This is a genomic window from Pseudomonas sp. S2_H10, from assembly GCF_054668285.1.
Genome location: NZ_CP162754.1, coordinates 5,436,796 through 5,460,152, shown reverse-complemented (window position 1 = coordinate 5,460,152; position 23,357 = coordinate 5,436,796). Strand labels below are relative to the sequence as shown.

Here is a 23,357-nt window from a genome sequence, read left to right as displayed (position 1 = left end):
TTTTATTAAAAGACTTTCACTCAAGGACGATAGATGATCGCCGAACCCCATGACAGCCCCACTCCGAAACCGCTGAGCGCAACGCGCTTCCATTCGGAATCGAGAATATGCTTTTCCAGCAGCAATGGAATGCTCGACGACACCGTGTTACCGGTCTCGACCATATCCTTGATGAACTTCTGCGGGCATTCCTCGAAGCGCCGTGCGACCGCATCGACAATCGCCGCGCTGCCCTGGTGAATGCAGAACGCATCGATGTCGTCTGCGCTCAGTTGCGATTCGCCGAGCAACTCATGCAAATGCGCCGGTACCTTGAGCAGTGCAAAGTTGAACACCTGGCGGCCGTTCATGAAAAACACGCCGTCGGTGACTTTCAAGTGCGGAGCCCCGGAACCGTCGGTGCCGAACTTGGCCTTGCCCAGTGCCCAGGTCGGGTCTTCGCCCATCCAGGTCGCGGTAGCGGCATCGCCGAACAGCATGGTGGTGTTGCGATCTTCCGGGTCGACGATCTTCGAATACGGGTCGGCAGTGATCAGCAGGCCGTTCTTCAGGCCGGCGGCTTCCATGAAGCCCTTGATCGCATAGATGCCGTAGACGTAACCGGAACAGCCCAGTGAGATATCGAACGCAGCGACGTTGGTCGACAGGCCGAGCTTGTCCTGCACGATGGCCGCGGTGTGCGGCAGGCCTTCTTCGTCACCGTTCTGGGTGACGACGATCAACGCATCGATGGATTCACGTTTCAGACCAGGGTTACTGGCAAACAGCGCATTGGCCGCCTCTACGCACAGATCGGAAGTTTCCTGATCAACGCCCTTGCGCGGCAGGAAAGCCGAACCGATCTTGCCCAGGATGAATTCTTCATCCTTCTCGAATTTTGCACCTTGTGCGTAATTGTCCACGCCGGCTACAGGAACGTAGCTCGCAATGCTTTTTATGCCAATCATTACGGCTTCCCAATAATAAACAGCCCAATACCACCACTCGCAGGAATCGAGGGGCGCCGACAAACCTGGATTTGCGTCGCGCCAGGGCGACGACCGGAAAGCGCAAAGGGCTATCACTGAACCCGATAAAGGGTCAGGCGCCATCTTCCCGGCCAATACAATACAGTGAAGATGCGCGTTATGACTCGCAGGTCACGCTATTTTGCCGAATCAGCCCGACAATGGGTCACTCGACCAACGACCAGTCCAGCGCTGTGCCACGCTTGATGGCCTGCCTGGCACGGCGTCCCAGGAGGTTTGGGGCATGCTTGGGCGCCAGCCCGAGCCCCGGACGGATGGCTCTGGTGTTGGTCCCGTCGAAGGGCTCGCCGGCCGCCATGTCCCGGGTGACATACAACGATCGACGGTACACCAGCGATGGCCGTTCGGCCTCGGTGACGCCGTAATGCACCTGGCCCATGGCTTGCCAGGCGCGCTCGGTCTCGATCACCAGGCTGGCCAGCTCAGCGGGTTCCAGCGAGAAAGCGGCATCGACGCCTCCGGCCGCACGGTCGAGGGTGAAATGCTTTTCCACCACCGTTGCGCCCAGCGCCACCGCCGCCACGGACACACCAACGCCCATGGAGTGATCGGACAGCCCCACCTGGCAATCGAACAACTCGCGTAAATGAGGGATCGTGCGCAGGTTGCTGTTCGCCGGTGACGCCGGATAAGTGCTGGTGCATTTGAGCAGCACCAGGTCCTTGCAGCCGGCCTCGCGGGCGGCGCGCACGGTTTCATCGATTTCGGCGATGCTGGCCATGCCGGTGGAAATGATCAGCGGCTTGCCCGTCGCGGCCACCCGGCGTATCAGCGGCAGGTCGGTGTTTTCGAAACTGGCGATCTTGTAGGCCGGCACGTCGAGGCTTTCGAGGAAGTCCACGGCGCTCTCATCGAATGGCGTGGAGAACGCCAGCAAGCCCAGCTCCCTGGCGCGAGCGAAGATCGGCGCATGCCATTCCCAGGGTGTGTGGGCCTTTTCGTACAGCGCGTACAACGAAGTACCGGCCCACAGGCTGTTCGGATCCTTGATGAAAAACTCGCCCTCGGCCAGGTCCAGGGTCATGGTGTCAGCCGTGTAGGTCTGCAGCTTCAACGCATGGGCACCGGACCTGGCGGCGGCCTCGACGATTTGCAGTGCCACCTCCAGGGACTGGTTATGGTTGCCGCTCATCTCGGCAATGATGAATGGCGGCGCATCGGCCCCGATCAGGCGCTCGCCAATCTTGAAGCTATTCATCTGCGGGATCCTTCAATACGCGCGTGAACGCGCAGTCACTCTGGGTAAAACCGGCTTCACCAAAGACTTTCAGCGATGGCCGGTTAGCCGGCATTACCTGGGCGGTGAGCGATTCCAGTTGCGGCCAACGGGCCCTCACAAAGGCTTCTCCACGGGCCAGCAGCGCCCTGCCCCAGCCCAGGCCGAACCGGCCTTCGAAGAGGTAAATCGACACCTCGGCGGTAAAGCCGCGCAGGTCATAACGCAACACACCGACAGGACCGTCATCGGCCTCGGCGATCAACAGCAGCCGCCTTGGATTGCTCAGGCTCGCGGTCAGCCAGTTCTGGTGCGCGGGCCATTCGATCACGCCGGTCTCCAGCGACCAGCGCCGCACGGCCTGGGCATTGCGCCCCTCGAACAACAGCTGCGCATCGCCCGGGGTCGCCGGACGCAGCTTCAGCACCGCACCGGCCAGCGCAGCCGCCACCCGCAGCGCACCCCGGCCATCGACAAGCTGGCGCGACTGCCGGGCCAGGCACTGGCGCAAACCCTGGTTACCCGCGACAAAGCCGATGGCCTGGCGCAGTTGCTCGACACTGACGTGCTCGCGGGCCCCCATGTACACATGGGCGCCCGAGGTCGCCATGACCTCGCCGTTGGCCTGCTGGTTGTTCGACACGGCAATGCAAATCGTCGGCAGCCCCATGGCTGCGCGCTCCCAACTGGTACCGCCACCGGCGCCGACAAACAGGTCGGCTTCGGTCATCATTCGATAAAAGTCGCTGACAAAACTGTGCAGGCGCCAATGCGGGCGACTGGCGGCCAACGCCTGCATCTGCGCCCAGGCGGGGTTGCCGGCACCGGCGACAAAATCGACTTCCAGGTCGGTAAAGTCGGCCATCGCCAGCATGGCGTGATGAGTCTGCATGGCCGCGTCGAAACCGCCGAAATTCACCAGCACACGCTGGGCCCGGGGCTTGATTTCAATGGCCGGGCAACAGAATTCGTCGCGCAACATGGCGAACCGCGGACCGAACAACGTCCGGCAGCCCGGCGCCAGCAGCGATGTATAAGCCTCTGGCGTACCCGAGAGATTCTGGTTGAGCAGCAAATCGGCGCTGTAGGTGCGCGTGGCGAGGTCGTCCACCACGGCGATCCGTGGCGCAAAGCGCCGGGCGGCCGTCTGCCAGTGATGATCGAGGCCGTAGTGGTCGACAATGATCCAGTCAAACGCCGGCTGCGGGTCCAGCAACGGCTCCAGCGCGGCGATGTCCGCCTGCCATGGCAGCATGGATTCGATGGCCTGCCGGGGGTCTTCGTCGTTGTAGCGCTCGGGCAGTTCAAAGGTTTCGAAACCTTCGGCGCGCAATGCTTCCAGCCGATGCCCCGGCAGCAGGCGACAGGCGAAAGCCACGTGACTGCCCTGCCTGCGCAACACGCGGGCCAGGCACAGGCAGCGCGCGATGTGGCCGCTGCCGATGGTCGGCGAAGCGTCAGAGCGAATCAGCACCCTCATTGCAGCTCACCCCCGGCCTTGAGCGCGGCATACAGGTACTCTGCGCGCTTCCAGTCCTGCGGTGTGTCGATGTCCTGCACCAGATGCCGCGGCAGGATGACCGGCAGGCTGGACGGCGAATACAGCACCTCGCCACGCCGCCACGCATCGCTGCGGCCCCAGTAGAACTGCCCGGCATCCTGATAGGCGACTGACAGGTCCTGGGAACGGGTATCGCGGTACTGCGGGTAGAGCGCCGTCAGTGCGCCGTGAGCATCAAGGGTCAGGGCCCGCTGAACCGGAAAACCGAAGTCGCACACCGAAAAGGCGAACGCCTTGTGGGGATGCTGCTTGAGCAGGTTCAGCCCCTGGTCGAGAAATCGCGCCTGCAACAACGGCGCAGTCGCGTAGATGCAACAGGCGTGATCGAACTCGTCACCCTGTTCGCTCAATACTTGCAACGCATGGGCAATCACCGCGGCGGTGCCCGTGAAATCGTCGGCCAGTTCCGCCGGGCGCATGAAGGGCACCTGGGCGCCACAGTCGCGCGCCAGCCCGGCGATTTCCTCGTCGTCGGTGCTGACCACCACCCGGGAAAACAACCCGGACTCCAGGGCCACACGAATCGAGCGGGCAATCATCGGCACACCGGCGAACGGCTTGAGGTTCTTGCGCGGTATGCGTTTGCTGCCACCGCGGGCCGGGATGATGGCGACGTTGTTCAACGGCGTTTTTCCAGGACAAACCAGGTGATGTCGTCCACCGGGAATTGTGGATCGCGGTGGTAGGCAAAACCGTAGTCGACCAGTTGCAGGTCGTCATAGCGATCGAGCATTTCACCGGCAAAATCGCGCTTGAACAACTTGCCGCTGTTGCCGCGGTACGAGACCTCGACCGGTGCTGGGTTGTAGTACTCGGCGATCAGAATGTAGCGCTGGCTCAGTTCATACAGTTGCGCATAGGCGGCCGGCAGCAGCTCCGGCGCCAGGTGAATCAGCACGCCCTTGCTCAGGGTCAGGTCGAAGGTGCGCTCGCGAGGGAAATCGAACAGCGAGCCGTGCCAGATGTGGGCAATGTCCAACGCCCGGGCAGCGGCACAGGCACTGGCATTGATCTCCACGCCGAACAATTCGCAGCGCGGCAACAGCTGATGCAGCGCCTGCAGATTGTTGCCGGCATTGGTGCCCAGCTCCACCAGGCTGTCGATGTGCCCGACCCGTGTCAGCGCCTTGGCAAACAACGCCAGGTTGGCTGCCACCAGCGACTGCCCGAGATTGCGCTCGACGTACTGGTTGCCGAATTCGCCCTGCCAGAAAGTTTCCTGCTCGGTCAGCTCACGCATCACACATTTCCCACGCGCCGCAATGGCTGGATTATCTCGATCAACTGGCGCATTTGCTCGACCACATAGTCCTGCTGCTCATCGCTGAGCAACGGGTACAACGGCAGGCTGATGGCTTCGGCGTAGTAACGCTCGGCCTGCGGGAAATCACCTTCGGCGAACCCAAGGTCCCGATAGTAAGGCTGCAAATGCACGGGAATGTAGTGCAGGTTCACCCCGATCCCGGCGGCCCGCAAGCCCTCGAACACCTCACGATGAGTGAGGCTGATCTGATCGAGTTGCAGGCGCACCACATACAGATGCCAAGACGACTCGGCCTCAGGCTGCGCACCGGGCAGGGTCAGCGGCAAATACGCGAGCAGGCGCTCATAGCGTGCCGCCAGTTCGCGCCGGCGCTCGATGAACTCATCCAGTTTGTTCAACTGCGACAAGCCGAGCGCCGCTTGCAGGTCGGTAATGCGGTAGTTGAAACCCAACTCCACCTGTTCGTAGTACCAGGGGCCGTGGCTGGGGCCGCTCATTTGCTGCGGGTCGCGGGTCATGCCGTGGCTGCGCAGGCGTTGCAGGCGCTCGGCAAGTTCCGGGCTGTTGGTCATGACCATGCCGCCCTCGGCACTGGTGATGATTTTCACCGGATGAAAGCTGAACACGGTCATCGCGGCGAACTCGCCACACCCCACCGGTCGCCCTGCGTAGGACGCCCCGACAGCATGGGCCGCGTCTTCGATCACGGTAAAGCCGTAGCGCCTGGACAGTGCGGCAATCCTGCGCATGTCGCAGCTCTGCCCCGAGAACGCCACGGCCACCAGCACTTTCGGCAGCCGGCCTTCACGCTCCGCACGCTCGAGCTTGACGGCCAACGCCGTGGCATCGAGGTTCCAGGTCAGCGGGTCGATATCGACAAAATCCACCTCGGCGCCGCAGTAGCGTCCACAGTTCGCCGAGGCGAGGAAGGTGTTCGGCGTCGTCCACAACCAGTCGCCCGGACCGAGCCCCGCCGCCAGGCAAGCGATGTGCAGGGCCGCCGTGGCATTGCACACCGCCACCGCAAAACCGGCTTCGCAGCGCTCGGCCATCGCCCGCTCGAAGCGCTCGATGGTCGGCCCCTGGGTCAGCCAGTCAGACTGCAATACATCGACCACGGCGTCGATGTCCGCCTGATCAAGGCTTTGCCGAGCGTAAGGAATCATGCTGGCATCCAGGCATGGGCAAGCGTGTCCCGCACACGACGGGCGCCATGACGCTCGAACGCAGCGGTACCGCCTGAGATGAAGATCGATTTTGCGTTGAACATGCCTTGAATCCCTTATACCTGTTCGCCGGGCCTACCCGAGCAACTGCACCCAGTTCACCGAAGCGCTTTCACCCAGCACAAAGCCTTTGCCGCTCAAGGCCAGGTTGGCGTTGTAGGCCTGGTCCTGGGCAAAGCCTGCCGCCCACTTGTCACGCAGCGCATCGAGGGTCTGCGGCGCCTGTGGCACTTCACCCGAATGAATGACCTGTACCAGCGGCGTCCACACGGTGAGGTATCCGGCCTGGCCAGCCCGCAGGCACAGATCGACGTCGCTCAAGCCGTCGGCGAAGGTCACGCTGTCCAGGCCGTCCAGCTCGTCGAACAAGGCTTTACGCACCATCAGGCACGCCATCGACACCGCCGAGTAGTTCTGCTCCAGCGCCAAGCGGTGCAGGTAACCTTCGGCGTCCTGTTTTTCGCCGACGAAGGCTGAGCCCACGCCACCGTTCATGCCGAGGATCAGGCCGGCCTGGGTGACCTTGCCGTCGCGGTCGATCAACTTGGGACCGACTACGCCGACTTCCGGACGCTGGGCGTGATTGAGCAGCGATTCGAGCCAGTTCGGGTTGACCACTTCACTGTCTGCGGCCAACAGCACCAGGTACTCGCCCTGCGCCTGCTGGCTGGCCGCGTTGTACAACGCCACTTCACTCAGGGTCTGGTCGGCACGCAACACGCTGACTTTCGGATGCTGGTAGGTGCCCAGCCAATCGTTGACCTCGGCCGACTGATTCGGGTTGAGCGCTATCAGCACTTCGTACTGGATGTAGCGGGTCCGCAGCAACACGGCTTGCAGACACTGTTGCAACGCCGCCAGGTCATCCCCGGCCGGCAGGATGATCGACACCAGCGGGCGTTCGGTATGGCGGTAATCGATCTGCCAGGTGCCAGGCACCGTCGACGTGACCTTGGCCTTGTAGCCACGGTTGCCCAGGTGACGCATCAACGCCAGGCGCTCATCGGCGTTTTCTTCCAGTGCCGGCGCCCGTGCAATCACCAGCGGCTCGTCCAGGTGGGCCAGCCCGTTGAGGCCGCCCTGTTCGATGATGCGCAGCAGCAAGTCGAATTCCAGGGCCTTGCTGAAGTCAGGCTGGTAGCAGCCGACTTCGATGAACACTTCCCGACGGATCAACCAGTGACGCGCCATCAGGGCCGGCAGGCTTTGCAGCAAATCCAGGTTGAAGCCCGGACGGAATACATCCACCAGTGCGCCTTCCGGGGTGCGCTGGATTTCGTCGGTGGCGACGGCGCGGCATTGCGTGTCAGACAGCAGTTCCAGGCTGGCGCGCAACAGGCCGCCGGCGGTGAACTCGTCGCCGGCTTCAGCCAGCATCAACCAGTCGCAAGGCGACTGACGAGCACTCTGGTTCAGTTTGTCGACATAGTTGCTTTGCGTGACCCGGACAAAGTGCAAGGTGTTCTGCGCCGTGGTCGCCGCCGGTGCTTCACCGGTGGTGAAGATCACAATCCTGAAGGCCTTGCCGTGACCTTCGAGCAGGCTGTCGAGAGAGACTTGCAGCTTGTCGATATCGTTATCCATGTCCAGCAGGAAGATCCCGAACTGTGGACCTCCGTCGTTGGCCGCCAGGTACCGGTTGATCGACTCTGCCTCTTCGGCATCCGGCTGGCGGGGCGCGAGCCATTTGAGCAGTCGACCGGAGAGCATCTTGTCGAATGTCGCACGGTTGCCTTCGACCGACACTGCCTCGAGACGCGCGGCCCAGTCAGTCATGGCCTGCGCTTCTTCGTCTTCGCCCAGCAGTTCGAGCTGCGCCGCCAGGCGCTTGACCACCGTGCGGTTGAACACGTTGCTGTCGTGGGCTTGCCACAAACGGTCGACCACACTTTCCGGCGTGTCATTGTTACGCGCGAGCATCAGGCTCTGCTGACGGGTCCAGACACCCTCCAGGCCTTGCAACTGAACACGACCGGCCGGCATGGCGTGCAAGAGGAATTCGAACTGGGTCAACTGATCGAAAAACTGCTGATTGTAGAACGGCATTTCAACGTATTGCTTGGGACCGAAACGGCGCACAGGGCCGGTCTCGACACTGGTCCACGCAGACTCGAAAATCAGCTCTGTCGTCAGCGCCCGGCCTGTGCGCAGGCTATCGGCCAGGGCTTCAAAACTTTGCAGCGCGAACTGCCGGCCTTGCTCCGGGTCCTTGCCTTGAACCTGAGTCGGCAGCCCGAAAAGGAACGCGGCAAAGTCTTCGCGTTCGGCGACCGTCCTGGCATCGGTATGCGCCAGCGTGTGGAAGATCTCGGTGTTGTGGTCCGAGTACCCGTAGTTCATCTCGCGCACCACATACGGGATCGGCAGAATCCGCGCCTTGCCCCGCGCCAGCATGTAGTACGTATGACCGATTTCCTGCCACTGGAAGGACGTATCGTGAGGCATGGCCTGATACCAGTCACGTACCAGGTCTGTGCGCTGTACCGCATAGAATGGCGGGAGGTACTGGTGCATGTAATCGAGCACACGCTCCTCGGCGTTCTCGGAGCAATAGTCTTCGCAGACTTTCTTGTCACGCCGGAAGTAGCTGACGGTGTTGGGTTGTGACAGGTACATCATGCTGTAGCCGTGGCACAGGCCGTAGTCGGGATTGGCCTGCATGAACGCCACGGCTGCGCGCAGGGCGTCATGCACATGGAAGTCATCGTCGGCGGCAAACACCATGAACGGCGTGGTCACTTGCTCCACGCCAAAGGCCAGCTTGGCGCGCACGCCCCAGTAGCCAAACTGCGGAACATGCTGGTAATCCACATTTTCAAACTGTCCGGCCAGGCTTGGCTGACCTTCAGCCGAAGAGTCCAGCACCAGGATCCTGCAAGGCAAGCCGCTGTAGAAACGCGCAGCGCGGCGCAAGAACGCCGGCCGCTCGTGAGACATCAGCACCACGGTCAACTGTTCGTTGAGTGCCAGCCCGTGTTCAGAATTATTGCCTTGCATACATTTCCCCGCATCGGCGAATCGCCGAAAAAACCCAACGATGTCTTGTCGATTACCGTACGCGGCGCAGATAGCCATCCGGCGCGACGGTGATCAGCAGCTTGCTGTGAATGGCCTGGTCGATCTCGAAATCGCGGTTTTCTTCCAGGTAGGCCCATACCGCGGTTTTCGGGTTGTCGCCCTTGCCCCACGGGCGGTCCGGGAAGGCATCTTCCGGCATGTCTTCGACCACGGTATCCATCACTACGCAGTAACTGCCCACCGAGGTCATCGGGGCATAGGCCCGCAGCTCTTCCAGTACGTGCTCGTGGGTATGGTTGGAGTCCAGTACCACCAGCACTTTCTTGCCTTCGACGCGCTGGCGAACCTGTTCGACGATCGCAGGATCGATGCTCGACCCCTGGATCATCTGGATCCGCTTGCTCATCGGGTGCGCTTCGATCGCCTCACGGTTGTGCTGGCGGATATCGATGTCGACGCCCAGCACCTCACCATGGCCGAGCAGTTCCAGCATCGAGGCGTAAAACACCAGCGAGCCGCCGTGGGCGATACCGGTCTCGACGATGATGTCCGGTTGCAGCGCCCAGATGATCTCCTGCATGGCGACCATGTCCTGGGGGAATTGAATGATCGGGCGGCCCATCCAGCTGAAGTTGTAGGTGTACTTGTGTTTGGCGGTCGTGCCGACCCAGTCCAGCGAGGTGGCTTGCAAGGTTTTGTCCTGTTGCAGACCTTCGATGTTGTCTTTTACTTCTTCACGAAACTGCTCATGAGGATTCATTACAGACTCTCCGGAAATTAGTCGCGGTGGTTAGTTGAAAACCCGACCGTCTTGAAAGGAAGCAGGATTGGTCTTGATGGTCCTGGCGGGGCTGCCCACCACGACCGCATAGTCTGGAACGTCTCTGGTGACCACGGCGCCCGCACCGATGGTGACCCAACGGCCGATGCGCAAACGCGGCAGGATCGTGGCGTTGGTGCCGATGAAGGTGCCGTCGCCGATCTCGACACAACCGGCAATGCAGACACCCGGCGCCATGAACACCGAATGACCGATCTGCCCCTCATGCCCGACCACGCTGCCGGCGCTGATGCTGGTGTTGTCACCCAGGCTGACTTGCGCCTGCATGATCACGCCCTCTTGCAGATAGGTGCCGACGCCCATGGTGATCATCGTCAGATCGATGCCCGGGTGGATGAAGTTGCCCAGGGTGCCACCGGCCTCGACGATCTCGCAGGTGGTCCGGTGACGCAGCGCGGTACTGCCGGTGATCAAATTGACAAAGCGCGTGTCGGGGCCTTTCAGCTCGGCCACCCTGTCGGTGCCACCCACCACCGGCACGCCATGAAACAGCGTGCCCTGCTTCGCCGGATCGTTATCGAGAAAGGCGAACTGCAGGTCCGGCTGGCTGCGTTGCAGGGTGAGGATCATCCGTACCGCTTCAGGATTGGCCGCCCCCAGCAGGTAAACCTTCATAGCCGGGTCCTTTTCAGTACCAGTGCGCGCAACACCTCGATGACCCGGTGCTGATCGTCATCGGTCATGTCGTGGTAGCTCGGCAGATTGATCGCGCGCTCCGGCAGCGCATGCGCCACCGGCGAGTCGGCCGTCAGTTCGCTGAACATCGGCAAGGACGACAGCGGCCAGAAGAACACCCGCGCGTCGATATCGGCGGCCTGGAAGGCTGCGCTCAACATGTCCCGCGTGATCCCCAGTTCGCGGTCAAAGACCACGGTGGGCATCCAGTAGCCGTTGCGCGCATGCCCGGGCTCAGGGTTCATGGTCAAGCCAGGCAATGCAGCCAGGGCGTCGGCGTAACGGGCGAAGATCGCACGCTTGCGCTCGATCAACTCGTCGATCCGCTCGACCTGCGCGCAACCGACGGCGGCTTGCAGGTTGCTCATCTTGTATTTGAAACCGAGGAAATCCGGCCAGAACTGTTTGCTGCTGCCCGCCACCCGGCCATGGTTGGACAGGGTCAGTACGCGGTCATACAGGGCCTTGTCCGACGTCACGAAGATGCCGCCTTCGCCGGTGGTCATGGTCTTGGTGCCATGAAAGGAAAACGCACCGAACGCGCCCAGCGAACCGGCCGCCTGACCGCGCCACTGCGAGCCAATCGCCTCGGCCGCGTCTTCGATGACCGGCAGGCCGAACTCGCGGCCGATGGCCAGCAACGCATCCATGTCGCAGAGATTGCCGTAGAGGTGAACCGCCAGAATCGCCTTGGTCCGTGGGGTAATTGCCCGGCGAACCTGCTGCGGGTCGAGACACCAACTGTCTGCGAGCACGTCGACGAACACCGGCGTAGCACCCAGATAGGTGATGGGCGCGGCCGAGGCGATCCAGTTGGTATCGGCGAGGATCACCTCATCGCCGGCACCGATGCCCAGCGCCGCCATCCCCATGTGCAGCGCGCCGGTGCAACTGGAGGTTGCGATCGCGTACGTCGCACCCACGTGCTCGGCAAAGGACTTCTCGAACCGCGTCAGGTACTCGTAGCAGCGCTCTCCCCAACCATGGCGGACGGCATCGAGTACGTAGTCGGCTTCCAGCTCACCGACACTGGGCTTGGTGTAATGAATTCGGCTCATCGAATGATCAACTCGGGAATGGCAATGACAAAACGACCGTCCCATGCACGAATGCCGGCAAAGGCCTGGGTGATCTCGTCCAGCAGGTTCCACGGCAGCACCAGCACGTAGTCCGGTTTCTCGAGGTCGATCCGCTCCGGCGACACGATCGGAATGCGGCTGCCGGGCAGGTACTTGCCTTGCTTGTGCGGGTTGGCATCGGCCACCCAGGCCAGCAGGTCCGGCTTGACGCCGGCGTAGTTGAGCAGGGTGTTGCCCTTGGCGGCGGCGCCGTAGCCAACCACACGCTTGCCATCGGCCCTGGCCTGCAACAGGAAGCGCAGCAGGTCATGCTTGATGCGTTCGGCGGCGGGCGCCAGGGTCGCGTAGAACGCCGGGGTTTTCACCCCGGCCGCGAGTTCGGCCTGCAGCTGTTGCCGGACCGCCGGTTGCACGTCGCGACGCTCGCCGTCCAGGCGCTGTACGAACACCCGCAGCGAACCGCCATGGGTCGGCAGCTGGCTGACGTCGAACACCTGAAGACCGTTGCGCTCGCACAGGGTCTGCACAGCGGTCAGCGACAGGTAGGAATAATGCTCGTGGTACAGCGTGTCGAACTGCTGGCCGGCCATCAGCGTCAACAACTGCGGAAACTCGAAAGTCGCCACACCGGTCGGCTTGAGCAAGGTCGCGAAACCGCCGAGGAAATCGTTGATATCCGGGACGTGGGCCAGCACGTTATTGGCGGCCATCAGGTCGGCGCCCCAGCCCTCGCCATGCAATTGCGCGGCGCTGTCGCGACCGAAAAACAGCTCACGGATCTCCAGGCCTTTTTCCCGCGCCGCCTGCGCGGTGCTGCGGGTCGGCTCGACGCCCAGGCATGGGACGCCGCGCCTGGCCACGTACTGCAACAGGTAACCGTCGTTCGCCGCGATTTCCACCACGCGGCTGTCGGCGGTCAGGCCGAAGCGTTCGACCATCTCGGCCACATAACGCTCGGCATGGGCCAGCCAGGTGCTGGAGAACGAACTGAAATAGGCGTACTCGGCATCGAACAGGCTGTCGGCGCTGGTGTAGTCCTCGGTCTGCACCAGCCAGCATTGCTGGCACACGGCAACCTTCAACGGCACCCATTGCTCGGCCTGCTCCAGCTGGTCGGCACGCACGTAGGCGTTGGACGGCGGCGAGGTGCCCAGGTCGATCAGCGGCAGGGTCAGCGCGGCGGCGCAACCACGGCAGTTCATAGGCGCACTCCGGCGAAGTGTTCATCGAGCGCCGGATGACTCGCATCGCGCACCGACAGATTATTGACAGGCAACGGCCAGGCAATCGCCAGCCGTGGATCGAGCACCGACAACCCGCCTTCGTGTTCAGGCGTGTAGTCGTTGCTGTGCAGGTAAAGCAGCTCGGCATCGGCAGAAAGGGTCTGGAAGCCATGGGCGAACCCGGCCGGAATCAACAGGCTGCGGCCATCGCCGGCCCGCAGGTGTTCGGCGTGCCAGTGCAGGAAGGTCTCGGAGTCGGGACGCAAATCCACCGCGACATCCCAGACTTCACCGCGCAGGCAACTGATCAACTTGGCTTCCGGCGCGCGCTCGTTCTGGTAATGCAGGCCACGCACGCTGCCGCGCTCGCGGGTGCAGGAGTGATTGATCTGGCGAATGTGGAACGCCTGGCCGAACGCACTCAGGCTGCCCTCGCAAAACAACCGGGAAAAGTGCCCGCGCTCGTCTTCGAAACGCTTGTGCTGCACGCTGAACAATCCGCTCAGCGGCAACGCCTTCAGCAGGAATTCACTCACAGCGCGCCTCGGTACAGGTTCAATTGCGCCAGGCTGACGGCGCGCATGTCATCGCCGTTCTGCCACGCCAGGTGCCAGTCCAGGGTCTGGGTCAGGCACTGCTGCAGCGACCAGCGCGGTTGCCAGCCGAGCAATTGACGGGCACGGCTGCTGTCCAGGCGCAACAGGCCGGCCTCATGCATATCGCTCGGTTCGATACGCAGCCCGCGCGCTTGCGGCCAGCGGCTGGCGAGCAGTTCGACCACTTCACCGACGCTGCACATGTCCGCTTCACCGGGGCCGAAATTCCACGCCCCGGCGAATGCCGGGCCTTGCTCGAACAGGCCGGCAGCCAGTTGCAGATAGCCGGCCAGCGGCTCCAGGGCGTGCTGCCACGGGCGCACAGCTTGCGGGTAACGCAAGGTCACCGGCTCGTCCGCCGACCAGGCCTTGAGTACATCGGGAATCAACCGCTCCGGGGCGAAATCGCCGCCGCCGAGCACGTTGCCGGCCCGCGCCGTGGCCAATGCCAGGCCATGCTCGGCATGCTTTTCAGGGGCAAAGAACGAGGCGGCATAGGATTGCGCCAGCAATTCGCAGCAAGCCTTGCTGCTGCTGTAGGGATCGTGACCGCCCAACGCTTCGTTTTCGCGATACGGCCACAGCCATTCCTGGTTGGCGTAGACCTTGTCGGTGGTCACCAGTACGCAGGCACGCACGCCGCCCACCTGGCGGATCGCTTCGAGCAGGTTGAGGGTGCCCATGACGTTGCTGGAGTAAGTGCCCAGCGGGTCGCGATAACCTTCGCGCACCAGCGGTTGTGCCGCCAGGTGCAGGACGATTTCCGGTTGGGTTTCAGCGATCAACTCCAGCAACGCACCCAGGTCACGCAGGTCGCCGCGCTGATCGTTGATGCCTTCGTGAACGCGCGCCAGCTCGAACAGGCTCGGCTCGGTGGACGGGTCGAGGGAAAACCCGCTGACCTCGGCCCCCAGGCTTTGCAGCCACAGCGTCAGCCAACTGCCCTTGAAACCGGTGTGGCCGGTGACCAGCACCCGCTTGCCGCGCCAGAATTGCGGGCTCAGTCCCATTGCTTCCATGGGGCCTCCCCGCTCTGCCACAACGCCTCGAGGTGATTCTTGTCACGCAGGGTGTCCATCGGTTGCCAGAAGCCGTCGTGCTGGTACGCCATGAGCTCGCCGCGCGCGGCCAGGCCATCCAGCGGGCCGGATTCCCACGAGGTCTCGTCGCCTTCGATCAGCGGCAGGACCTTGGGCGACAGGACGAAGAAGCCGCCATTGATCCAGCCACCGTCGCCGCGAGGTTTTTCGGTGAAACCCAGGACCTTGTCGCCATCGCGATTGAGCGCGCCATAGCGGCCAGGCGGTTGTACCGCGGTGACGGTCGCCAGTTTTCCGTGCTCGAGATGGAAGTCCACCAACGCCCCGATGTTGAGGTCCGACACGCCGTCGCCGTAGGTAAAGCAGAAGGCTTTTTCGTCTTCAAGATAGCGGCGGGCGCGGCGCAAACGGCCGCCGGTCATGGTCTCTTCGCCGGTATCGATCAGCGTGACGCGCCATGGCTCGCTGTAGTTCTGGTGAACATCCATGCGGTTGTTGCGCATGTCGAAGGTGACATCAGAGGTGTGCAGGAAATAGTTGGCGAAGAAGTCCTTGATCGCATAGCCCTTGTAGCCAAGGCAGATCACGAAATCATGGATTCCGTGTGCGGAGTACTGCTTCATGATGTGCCAGAGAATTGGCTTGCCGCCGACCTCGATCATTGGCTTGGGCTTGAGGTGCGACTCCTCGCTGATCCGCGTACCCAGGCCACCCGCCAAAATAACTGCCTTCATCCCCTTCCCCTCTTGTTCGTCACAGGGCTCAGCCAAGCTGTATCAAGCTTTTGCGGGCCATCTGGGTTAAACCTGCCGCCGTTAAGGGCGCATCCGGACTCACCGGAAGTGCTCGTTTTATGGCGATATGAGGGGGACTTGCAGGAAACGCGCCAGCTCTTTGGGTCCGCTGCCCGCCAACGCGCTGCGGGTAATTGTAGGAGCCGGCTTGCCGGCGATGGTCGTGAACGATAACGCGTGCAAACTGGATAAACGCGGCGCACTTGAGTCCATCGCCAGCAAGCCGGCTCCTACAGGGATTGCGCGGTCCCTTGTGGGAGCTGGCTTGCCAGCGATGGTCGTTAACGATGACGCGTATGAACCGGGTAAACGCGGCGCACTGTAGGAGCCGGCTTGCCGGCGATGGTCGTTAACGAAAACGCGTGCAAACCGGATAAACGCGGCGCACTTGAGTCCATCGCCAGCAAGCCGGCTCCTACATGTCGACTGCCTTTGCGCGCAACAGCCTGAAGGATCAGTCTGCCAGCCAGCCATTCTCCCAGTAGCGCAAATTGTCGCCGCGCAGCACGTAGTCGCGCAGCACGATCTCGCGCAGCTCGTCGCCCATGCGATAGCTGGCGTCCGGATCGGCCAGGTGCATGCGGATCGCCTGCAGCCATTCATCCGTGGAGTTGGTCTTGATCCGGGTGCACGGCAGGTAGCCGCGATAGGCCTCGGTGTCGGTGGCGATCACCGGGTAGCCGCAAGCGCCGTACTCCAGCAAGCGCAGGTTGCTCTTGCAGTCGTTGAAGATGTGGAACTCCAGCGGCGCCAGCGCCAGGTCCAGGTTCAGGCTGGCCAGCTTGGCCGGGTAGACATCCAGCCCGATCACCCCATGGAACTCATGCATGTACGGGCGCAGATCGTCCGGGCACATGCCGAAGAACACCCAGTCGACTTCATTGGCCAGTTCGCGGACCACATCGGCGATCACCGCCAGGTCACCGTGGTGGCTGGTGCCGCCACCCCAGCCGACCCGAGGTTTTTTCGAGGTGCGGCGCTGACTGCGCAGATCGGTCCACAGGTGCGAGGCCAACATGTTGGGCACCACACGAATGTCGTGATGCATGTCCGACAACGCATTGCCCAGCGGCTCGGTGGAGACCACCACGCGATCGCACATGCCGATGGCGCGCCGCACCAGCTTCTCCATTTCGTCCTTGCCCGGCATGTTGCGGATATGCGCATTGCGGTGCGGAACGTTGATCACGAAGTCGTCCAGCTCATAGATGCGCCGCGCGCCGGAGTATTTTTGCAGGCTTGGGATTTCGTTGATCGGCCCTTCGGAATAGCGCCCCTGCAAGATGATCACGTCAGGCGAATGACGCTCGACTTCGATGATGGTCGGCAGGTTGTAATGAATGCGCCCATGGGCCCTGCCGGCTGCTTCCAGCTCGATCAGCGGCTGCGTGACCCGGTAATGGCCGATGGCGGAGGCGTTGACCGGCAACGCGAGAATCTTCGGCAACTGCGCCTTGGAAAACGGGCTCCAGCCGGAACGCAGGCCAGGCTCGAGGCTGAAGCTCGCCCCGCCCAACCCTTGCAGCGCCAGGTTGGTGTTGTAGGCCGGATCACGGGCCACGATCGGCAGCCAGCGCTTATAGAAAACTTCCTGCTCCTGCTCGCTGCGGGCCTGATCACCTTCCCGTGCAACCCCCGCCGGTTGTGCGCCCAGCGCCAGTTGCGCGTGCGGTGTCCACACCACCAGATAACCTTCCTGGCCGACGCGCAGGCACAGATCCACCTCGTTGAGAGACTGCGCCAGGCCTTGCTCATCGAGGCCACCGACGGCGTCAAAGATCGCCTTGCGCACCATCAGGCAATCACCACCGACGGCACTGTAATTGTGAGCGACCTGCAAGCGGTACATGTAGCCCGCCGCATGCAGCGTCTCGCCATGGAACGGCACGCCGGCCGGCCCTTGCAACCCGAGGATCAGACCGGCATGCAGCACGCGGCCATCGGGGTTGAACAGCTTGGCGCCGACCACGCCGACTTCCGGACGCTGCGCATGATTGAGCAACTCGTCCAGCCATTGCGCCTGGGTGATCACCGTGTACGGATTGAGCATCAACACGTATTCGCCAGCCGCCTGCTGCGCGGCGAAATTGCGTACCGCCGCCGCATTGCCCTGCAGCTCGCAGCGCAGCACGCGGACCCGGTCGCTGCCCAGTTGCGCCATGCCGGCGAACCAGTCAAGCGCCTCGGCGCTTTCGCTGCCGTTGTCCACCAACAGCAATTCGTATTCGCCGTAGGCGGTATTCTCCAGCAGGCTCTCGACACAGCGTTGCAACGCCAGGGTCTGGTCCTTGCTGACGAGAATGATCGACACCAGCGGCCGGTCATCATGGCGATAGTCGACCCGATTGAGCAGCTCGGAACTGCCCTGGCGAATGTCGTGGGCGACGCCCAGGCGCTGCAAGTGCGCCTCCAGCAGCCGCGGGTTGTTATCCACCACCTGCGGCTGCGACAGCCATTTGGCCAGGTCGAACGCCGACTCCAGCAGCACCTCGCAAATGTGCCCGACCACCTGCGTGCCGGCACTCTCGACCATGCGCCACAACACATCGTGGGGCGCCAGTTCGCCATGCGCCGAATCGAAACCGCCCAGTGCCAGGAACTGCTCGCGCTCGAACGCCAGCGCTCGACCCACGTAGGGATAGCTGCGCATCAGATCGAGGTTGAAATCCGGTTTGAATGCAGGTTCGGTCGACTCGCCCTGAAGCAGCCCGCCTTCGTCGCTGTACAGGCAGGTCAGCGTGCGCGACAGGGCAATTCGTTCAGCCATGACCAGCAAGGCCGGCGCCACCAGGCGATCACCGGCACGCAGCAGATAGAACCAGCCGGCGCCTTCAAGTTGCGGTAACAGCTCGTTGATCTGCTGCTGCCAGTCGTCCTGCAGCGGCAAGCGGAACACCCGCTCGTCCAGCCCGGCTTCAATGCAGGATGTGGACAGCACCAGTGTCAGTTCAGGGGCGTAATCCTGATCGGCCAGCGATTGCAGAGTGAGCTCCAGCGCTGAACGGCTGCCTTGCTCATCGATGATGATCGGAACGATTTTCGGTCGGGTCGGCCAGGCTTCCAACGTGTCCGCCAGCAACTCACGCTGACCCTCGGTGAGACTGCGGCACGCCAGCCACTGGGCATACAACTGCGCGAAACTGACGCTGGCGATGCCGACATGCCAATCCTGGGTGGTCTGTTTTGTCCCCAGGGTCCGGCTCAGCGGCAACTCCTCCCAAACCCGCGGCGACTCGTCCACCTGGGTCAGCGGCACATAGCGCACCCAACCCTGGGCCGGCGCGGATTCGCCACCACGGGCCTTGAGCATTTGCGACAGCCATTGCCGCTCGGTTTCGGCCGCATCCTTCATCGCCTGCTGGCCGCTCAAACGCTCCGGGTACAGGCGTTCGATGCCGAGCACGTGATTGGACACCGCCAGATTGCCGCGGCGCATCAGGCAGACGTACAAGGCGAAATCCAGGGTCGCGACGAAGCAATGGCCGGGCTGAGTCAGTGCCGGCAACAGTTCAAGCACGTCGGCCCGACGGAACATCGCATTGCTGAAGCCGCCGAGGATGTTGACCGGGAAATTTTCGAAGATTGCCAGCAGGTCATCACCCTTGAACACCCCGCCCACCGGGGACAGCGGGGTGTTTTCCAGGCGCGAAGGCAGCGGCATGTCGTCGGCATCCCAGAGCAGCCGCTGGGCCACCACCAGGTTGACGTCAGGACAGTCGATGAGGGCCTGGGCCTGATACTCGATGCAGGCCGAGAACAACTGGTCATCGTCACACAGAAACTTGATGTACTCGCCTTGCGTCTGCGCCAGGCAAGCCTGAAGGTTACCCACCAGTCCCAGGGTTCGCGGATTTCGCACGTAGCGTACGGCCGCGCCCTGCTCAACCGTCGAAGCGACGATCTCTTCGATCTCATGACCGCGACTGTCATCGCAAACCATGATTTCCAGATTGCCGTAGCTCTGGCTCACAGCCGTGCGCAACGCACGAGCGAAAAAGCGTGGATTGAAGGCGGGGATGACCAGGCTGACAAGCGGGAGTGAATTCACGGCGGGCTCACAGGCGGCGCGAGCCCGCCCTGAAAAGCGAGCCCTTTGTTACCGCAAAAAGACGATAAATACTGAAGGGGCAAGCAATCGGGCGCCTGCGCGCCCGACCACCGTCAGATCTTGTTGAACAGACCCAGCTGGGAAATCTTGCTGAACGCCAGCTGCGCAGCCTGCAGCATGGTCTGCTGCAAGGTCAGGCGCGTCATGACTTCGGCCGGGTCCGAATCGCGAATCGACGACTGGCTCGCGGTGTTCGCCAGAGTCAGGCTTTCGTTGGTCGCGGTCTGGTTGTCCAGCGCCTGACCGCGCGCACCGATGGTGGTGATGGCCGAGCCGATCTGGTTGGCCGCACTGTCGATGTTGCCCATTCCCGATTCCATGGCGCCGAGAAACTTCTGCTTGGCCACCGCGTCGCCGTCGATTGGCGTATTCAACGCAGTCATCATCTGGCCCAGGGTGTCGAGCACGTTCTGGGTCTGATGGTTGTTGGACTGAATCACGAACTGGTCGCCGGACGCCGGAGCGCCACCGCCCAGGGCAAAGGTCACGCCCGCGGCGGTAGCGTTGCCGCCGGATACGGTGCCCGACGACACCGGCTTGCTGTCGGCGCTGATCGGGGCCGCGTACAGGTCGAAAGCGGTCGCGCTGGTGAACTTGAGGATTGCCCCGCCCGACGGGAAAGCATTGGTGTACGCCGTCGGGTTGGTCACGGTGGAACCGGTGATGACCGCGGTCGACGCGTTGCCGGCGCTGCGCGACGTGTTGAAGGTATCCGAGGAGGAAGACAGATTGAAACTGTGCCCGGCGATCACCGCATCCGGGTTGGTATCACCGGACTTGAGGTTGATGTTCAGCTTCATGTCAATGCCACGGAAACTCACCGTCTGGTTGGCCCCGTTGGCGTTGCTGATGACACCGTTCTGGCTGGCTTCGGCGGTCACGTCGTTACCCAGCGCGTCGGTGATCTTCAGCTGGGTGCTGCTGAGGAAGCTGACGGTGTAAGGCTGGCCGCCGGTGAATTTGGCGTTGTAGGTGGAGCTGGTGCCGACCGTACCGTTGGACAGCACCACGCGCCCGTCATCCACCGCCGGAGCGGTCATGGTGGTCTGGGTGCGATTGGTATTGATGGTCTGCTGGAAAGCATCCCAGCCCGTGGTGTTGGTCCCGACCGTCATGCCATCGCCAATGCCGAGGTCGACGGTGGTCTGGTCGCCGTTGTAGCTGTAGGTGCCGTCCGAGTTCTGCGAGTAAGGCGCGGTGTCGGTTTTCGAACCGGAGAACAGGTAGTTGCCGCTCGCGTCCCGGGTGTTCATCAGGCCCAGCACCTGTTGCTGGATCTGGCCCAATTCCGATGCATAGGCCTTGCGGTCCGCGTCGGTGGCAATGCCGTTGCTGGCGGCGAGGGCCAGCTCCTTGGCGCGCTGCAAAGCGGTACCGATGGAGCTGAGCGTGGTTTCCTGCAGGCTCAACGCACTCTTGGTGCTTTCGATGTTGGTGCCGTACTGATCAAGCATCGCGCTCTGCTGGCCCAGTTGCAGCAAACGACCGGCACCGATCGGATCATCGGCGGCGGTGTTGATGCGGGTCAGGCTGCTGGCTTCGTTACTGGTCGCGATGGCCTTGTTGAAGTTACGCTGGTAGTTGGCAGCGGTGATTTCGTAATACTGGGCGGTGGAAATGCGCATGAATTACGACTCCTTAAAGGCTGTTGATCAGCGTTGTGAAAATTTCCTGCGCAGCCTTGATGATCTGCGAAGACGCGGTGTAGTACTGCTGGTACTTGACCAGGTTGCCGGTTTCTTCATCCAGGTCGACGCCGGAGTTCGAATCACGAGCACCCTTGGCGTTGGCCAGGATCGCCGTGGTGGCTTCGCTGTCGGACTTGCCCTGGGCAGCCTTGGCGCCGACGTTGGTCACCAGCTTGTTGTAGGCGTCGGTCAGGCTGATGCCCTTGCTCGCCGTGCCGGTGTCTACGGTCTGTTTGGTTTGCAAACCCACCAACGCTTGAGCATTGCGGTTGTCCGAAGACGCCGCGCCGGCCAGGTTGATGGTGAAGCTTTCGCCGCTGGCTGGCGTGGCGCCGACCGTGGTCTGCACGGTGAAGGTCTTCTGCACGGCCGGCGTGACGCTGGTGTCCATGACCGGAGCACCGCTGGCATCGACCATGCCGACTTTCAGGTTCAGGGTGTTGCTCTGACCGGGAACGATGGTGCCGGTGCCGATCGAGTTGCCCTTGGCATCGACCATGTTGTAGCTCTGGCTACCGCCGCTGGCGCCGCCGAAAACCAGTTTGACCGGCGTCGAGTACTTGAGCGCGGTCTGCATTTCCGCCTGGGCCGCCGGGTTGTAGATGTCGATGGTGCTGGTCAGCGTCGGCTGGGTGTAGGTGCCGGTGTTGTTGGCAGTGGTCACGCCGGTCAAAGGGGCGGCGGCAGCGATTTTTTTCGGGTCGGTGAGCACGGTCTGGATACTGGCCGCCGCGCCACGGGTCGGCGTCACCTTGAACGAATCGCCGGCGCTCGGCGCACCGCCGTTGAGGTTCAGGCTGAAGCCGTCGATCACCGGAGCCGGGGTCGTCGTGGTGCTGAACGCGCCCAGGTCGGTGCCGTCCGAGCGCTTGACGGTGTAGTCGGTCGCGCTGGTGAACGTCACCTGATAGTCGCTGGCGGTGAGCTTGCCGGTGTCCTTGATGGTGACATCCAGGTTGCCTGAGCCGGCACTGTTGCTCGCCCCTGCAATGCTGCGCTGACTGACCAGCGCGGCACTGTTGATGTTGTTGAAGATCGCCGCGCCGAAATCACCGTTCTTGTCGATGCCTTGCGCTTGCTGGCGGTTGATCTGGTCGGCAACCACCAGTGCCACGCGCCCCAGTTCATTGAGCGAAGGGTCGAGCACTTCCTTGCGGTAGGTCAGCAGGCCACCGATTTCACCGCCGCTGACCACCGAGGTCACGTCGATGGTGCTGGAGCCACGGTTGAGCTGCAGCGCCATGCGCGATGGATCGCTCTGGCTCGGCACGGTTTGCAGTGTGTTGGTGGTGTTGCCGACCACCAATGGCTGACCGCTGCCGATGTAGACGTCGTAGCTGTTGCCGCGCTCGACCACCTGGGTGCCGACCAGCCCGGACAGTTGGCGCACGGCTTCGGTGCGCGCGTCCAGCAGGTCGTTCGGCTGGCTGCTGCCGGTGGAGAGCTCGGCAATTTTCTGGTTGAGCGTGGCGATCGTGGTGGACAGCTTGTTCACCTGATCCGCCATGTCACCGAGGCTGCCGTTCAGGTTGGTGTTCTGATCGTTCAACTGCTTGGCAATCGAATTGAAGCGCGCGGACAAGGCCTGGGCACCGGTCAGCACCGACTGGCGCGAGGTGTCGTCGGTGGCGGAGGTCGAAACGCCCTGCATCGAGGTGAAGAACTTTTGCAGCACGCCGGTCAGCCCGGTGTTGCTATCGGAAAGCGTGGCGTCCAGCGGAGTGGCCTGAGCGTTGAACGACGAGGCTTCGCTGTCGAGCGAGGTCGCGGTGCGCAGCTGCGCATCGAGGTACGAGTTATACACGCGACGCACATCGGCCAGCGTGGTGCCGGTGCCGATGAACACGTTGCCGTACTGAATCGAGCCCTTGGTGCTCTGCACGGATTGCTGGCGCGAGTATCCGGCGGTGTCGACGTTGGCAATGTTGTTGCCGGTCGTGACCAACGAGTTGTGGCCAGCACTGAGCCCCGACATCCCGATATTGAGCAAACTCATGTTT

The 23,357-nt window shown here is 62.6% G+C and carries 17 protein-coding genes; all 17 read right to left on the bottom strand.

All coding sequences use genetic code 11. From position 1 onward, the window contains the following. Window positions 1-20: 20 nt before the first annotated feature. A complete protein-coding gene (locus AB4O16_RS24545; RefSeq protein WP_150716515.1) occupies window positions 21-947 on the bottom strand; it encodes a ketoacyl-ACP synthase III in 927 nt (308 codons plus the stop codon). A gap of 226 nt (window positions 948-1,173) precedes the next feature. Beyond that, the gene (pseI, locus tag AB4O16_RS24540; RefSeq protein WP_460156049.1) at window positions 1,174-2,226 is read right to left on the bottom strand and encodes a pseudaminic acid synthase; all 1,053 of its coding nucleotides are present in this window, start codon (window positions 2,224-2,226) and stop codon (window positions 1,174-1,176) included. After that, window positions 2,219-3,724: a UDP-2,4-diacetamido-2,4,6-trideoxy-beta-L-altropyranose hydrolase gene (gene pseG, locus AB4O16_RS24535; protein WP_460156048.1), complete on the bottom strand. Its 1,506-nt coding sequence runs from the start codon at window positions 3,722-3,724 to the stop codon at window positions 2,219-2,221. Before pseG ends, pseI begins: the two co-directional genes overlap by 8 nt. Next, a complete protein-coding gene (gene pseF / locus AB4O16_RS24530; RefSeq protein WP_460156047.1) occupies window positions 3,721-4,428 on the bottom strand; it encodes a pseudaminic acid cytidylyltransferase in 708 nt (235 codons plus the stop codon). The genes pseG and pseF overlap by 4 nt, the downstream gene beginning before the upstream one ends. Then, entirely contained in the window at window positions 4,425-5,045 is a 621-nt protein-coding gene (locus AB4O16_RS24525) for a pseudaminic acid biosynthesis-associated methylase (RefSeq protein WP_460156046.1), read from the bottom strand. The genes pseF and AB4O16_RS24525 overlap by 4 nt, the downstream gene beginning before the upstream one ends. Next, window positions 5,045-6,235, bottom strand: a complete 1,191-nt coding sequence (gene pseC / locus AB4O16_RS24520) for a UDP-4-amino-4,6-dideoxy-N-acetyl-beta-L-altrosamine transaminase (RefSeq protein ID WP_160388236.1) — start codon at window positions 6,233-6,235, stop codon at window positions 5,045-5,047. The genes AB4O16_RS24525 and pseC overlap by 1 nt, the downstream gene beginning before the upstream one ends. Before the next feature lie 135 nt (window positions 6,236-6,370). Beyond that, window positions 6,371-9,292, bottom strand: a complete 2,922-nt coding sequence (locus tag AB4O16_RS24515; protein WP_460156045.1) for a TIGR00180 family glycosyltransferase — start codon at window positions 9,290-9,292, stop codon at window positions 6,371-6,373. A 52-nt stretch (window positions 9,293-9,344) separates the two neighbouring features. After that, a complete protein-coding gene (locus AB4O16_RS24510) occupies window positions 9,345-10,073 on the bottom strand; it encodes a cephalosporin hydroxylase family protein (RefSeq protein ID WP_160388234.1) in 729 nt (242 codons plus the stop codon). Between the two features lie 30 nt (window positions 10,074-10,103). Then, window positions 10,104-10,769, bottom strand: coding sequence for an acetyltransferase (locus AB4O16_RS24505; protein ID WP_160388233.1), 666 nt, complete (start codon window positions 10,767-10,769; stop codon window positions 10,104-10,106). Further along, entirely contained in the window at window positions 10,766-11,887 is a 1,122-nt protein-coding gene (locus AB4O16_RS24500) for a DegT/DnrJ/EryC1/StrS family aminotransferase (RefSeq protein ID WP_460156044.1), read from the bottom strand. Before AB4O16_RS24500 ends, AB4O16_RS24505 begins: the two co-directional genes overlap by 4 nt. Next, window positions 11,884-13,110, bottom strand: a complete 1,227-nt coding sequence (locus AB4O16_RS24495) for a methyltransferase domain-containing protein (protein WP_460156043.1) — start codon at window positions 13,108-13,110, stop codon at window positions 11,884-11,886. The genes AB4O16_RS24500 and AB4O16_RS24495 overlap by 4 nt, the downstream gene beginning before the upstream one ends. Continuing rightward, window positions 13,107-13,667, bottom strand: coding sequence for a dTDP-4-dehydrorhamnose 3,5-epimerase family protein (locus AB4O16_RS24490; protein WP_460156042.1), 561 nt, complete (start codon window positions 13,665-13,667; stop codon window positions 13,107-13,109). The genes AB4O16_RS24495 and AB4O16_RS24490 overlap by 4 nt, the downstream gene beginning before the upstream one ends. Beyond that, on the bottom strand, window positions 13,664-14,746 hold the full coding sequence (gene rfbG / locus AB4O16_RS24485) for a CDP-glucose 4,6-dehydratase (RefSeq protein ID WP_160388229.1): 1,083 nt from the start codon (window positions 14,744-14,746) through the stop codon (window positions 13,664-13,666). Before rfbG ends, AB4O16_RS24490 begins: the two co-directional genes overlap by 4 nt. Beyond that, window positions 14,728-15,501 (bottom strand): glucose-1-phosphate cytidylyltransferase, encoded by a 774-nt coding sequence (gene rfbF, locus AB4O16_RS24480; protein WP_160388228.1) that lies wholly within the window; start codon window positions 15,499-15,501, stop codon window positions 14,728-14,730. Before rfbF ends, rfbG begins: the two co-directional genes overlap by 19 nt. Before the next feature lie 514 nt (window positions 15,502-16,015). Further along, the gene (locus tag AB4O16_RS24475; protein ID WP_460156041.1) at window positions 16,016-19,609 is read right to left on the bottom strand and encodes a glycosyltransferase; all 3,594 of its coding nucleotides are present in this window, start codon (window positions 19,607-19,609) and stop codon (window positions 16,016-16,018) included. 113 nt (window positions 19,610-19,722) lie between these two features. Then, window positions 19,723-21,294: a flagellar hook-associated protein 3 gene (locus tag AB4O16_RS24470; protein WP_460156040.1), complete on the bottom strand. Its 1,572-nt coding sequence runs from the start codon at window positions 21,292-21,294 to the stop codon at window positions 19,723-19,725. Between the two features lie 13 nt (window positions 21,295-21,307). Further along, window positions 21,308-23,353 (bottom strand): flagellar hook-associated protein FlgK, encoded by a 2,046-nt coding sequence (gene flgK, locus AB4O16_RS24465; protein ID WP_160388225.1) that lies wholly within the window; start codon window positions 23,351-23,353, stop codon window positions 21,308-21,310. Window positions 23,354-23,357: the final 4 nt, after the last annotated feature.

Coding starts and splice junctions, on each gene's coding strand:
- AB4O16_RS24545 (WP_150716515.1), bottom strand. CDS start 947: ATGATTGGCATAAAAAGCATTGCGAGCTACGTTCCTGTAGCCGGCGTG.
- pseI (WP_460156049.1), bottom strand. CDS start 2,226: ATGAATAGCTTCAAGATTGGCGAGCGCCTGATCGGGGCCGATGCGCCG.
- pseG (WP_460156048.1), bottom strand. CDS start 3,724: ATGAGGGTGCTGATTCGCTCTGACGCTTCGCCGACCATCGGCAGCGGC.
- AB4O16_RS24525 (WP_460156046.1), bottom strand. CDS start 5,045: ATGCGTGAGCTGACCGAGCAGGAAACTTTCTGGCAGGGCGAATTCGGC.
- pseC (WP_160388236.1), bottom strand. CDS start 6,235: ATGATTCCTTACGCTCGGCAAAGCCTTGATCAGGCGGACATCGACGCC.
- AB4O16_RS24515 (WP_460156045.1), bottom strand. CDS start 9,292: ATGCAAGGCAATAATTCTGAACACGGGCTGGCACTCAACGAACAGTTG.
- AB4O16_RS24510 (WP_160388234.1), bottom strand. CDS start 10,073: ATGAATCCTCATGAGCAGTTTCGTGAAGAAGTAAAAGACAACATCGAA.
- AB4O16_RS24505 (WP_160388233.1), bottom strand. CDS start 10,769: ATGAAGGTTTACCTGCTGGGGGCGGCCAATCCTGAAGCGGTACGGATG.
- AB4O16_RS24500 (WP_460156044.1), bottom strand. CDS start 11,887: ATGAGCCGAATTCATTACACCAAGCCCAGTGTCGGTGAGCTGGAAGCC.
- AB4O16_RS24495 (WP_460156043.1), bottom strand. CDS start 13,110: ATGAACTGCCGTGGTTGCGCCGCCGCGCTGACCCTGCCGCTGATCGAC.
- rfbG (WP_160388229.1), bottom strand. CDS start 14,746: ATGGAAGCAATGGGACTGAGCCCGCAATTCTGGCGCGGCAAGCGGGTG.
- rfbF (WP_160388228.1), bottom strand. CDS start 15,501: ATGAAGGCAGTTATTTTGGCGGGTGGCCTGGGTACGCGGATCAGCGAG.
- AB4O16_RS24470 (WP_460156040.1), bottom strand. CDS start 21,294: ATGCGCATTTCCACCGCCCAGTATTACGAAATCACCGCTGCCAACTAC.
- flgK (WP_160388225.1), bottom strand. CDS start 23,353: ATGAGTTTGCTCAATATCGGGATGTCGGGGCTCAGTGCTGGCCACAAC.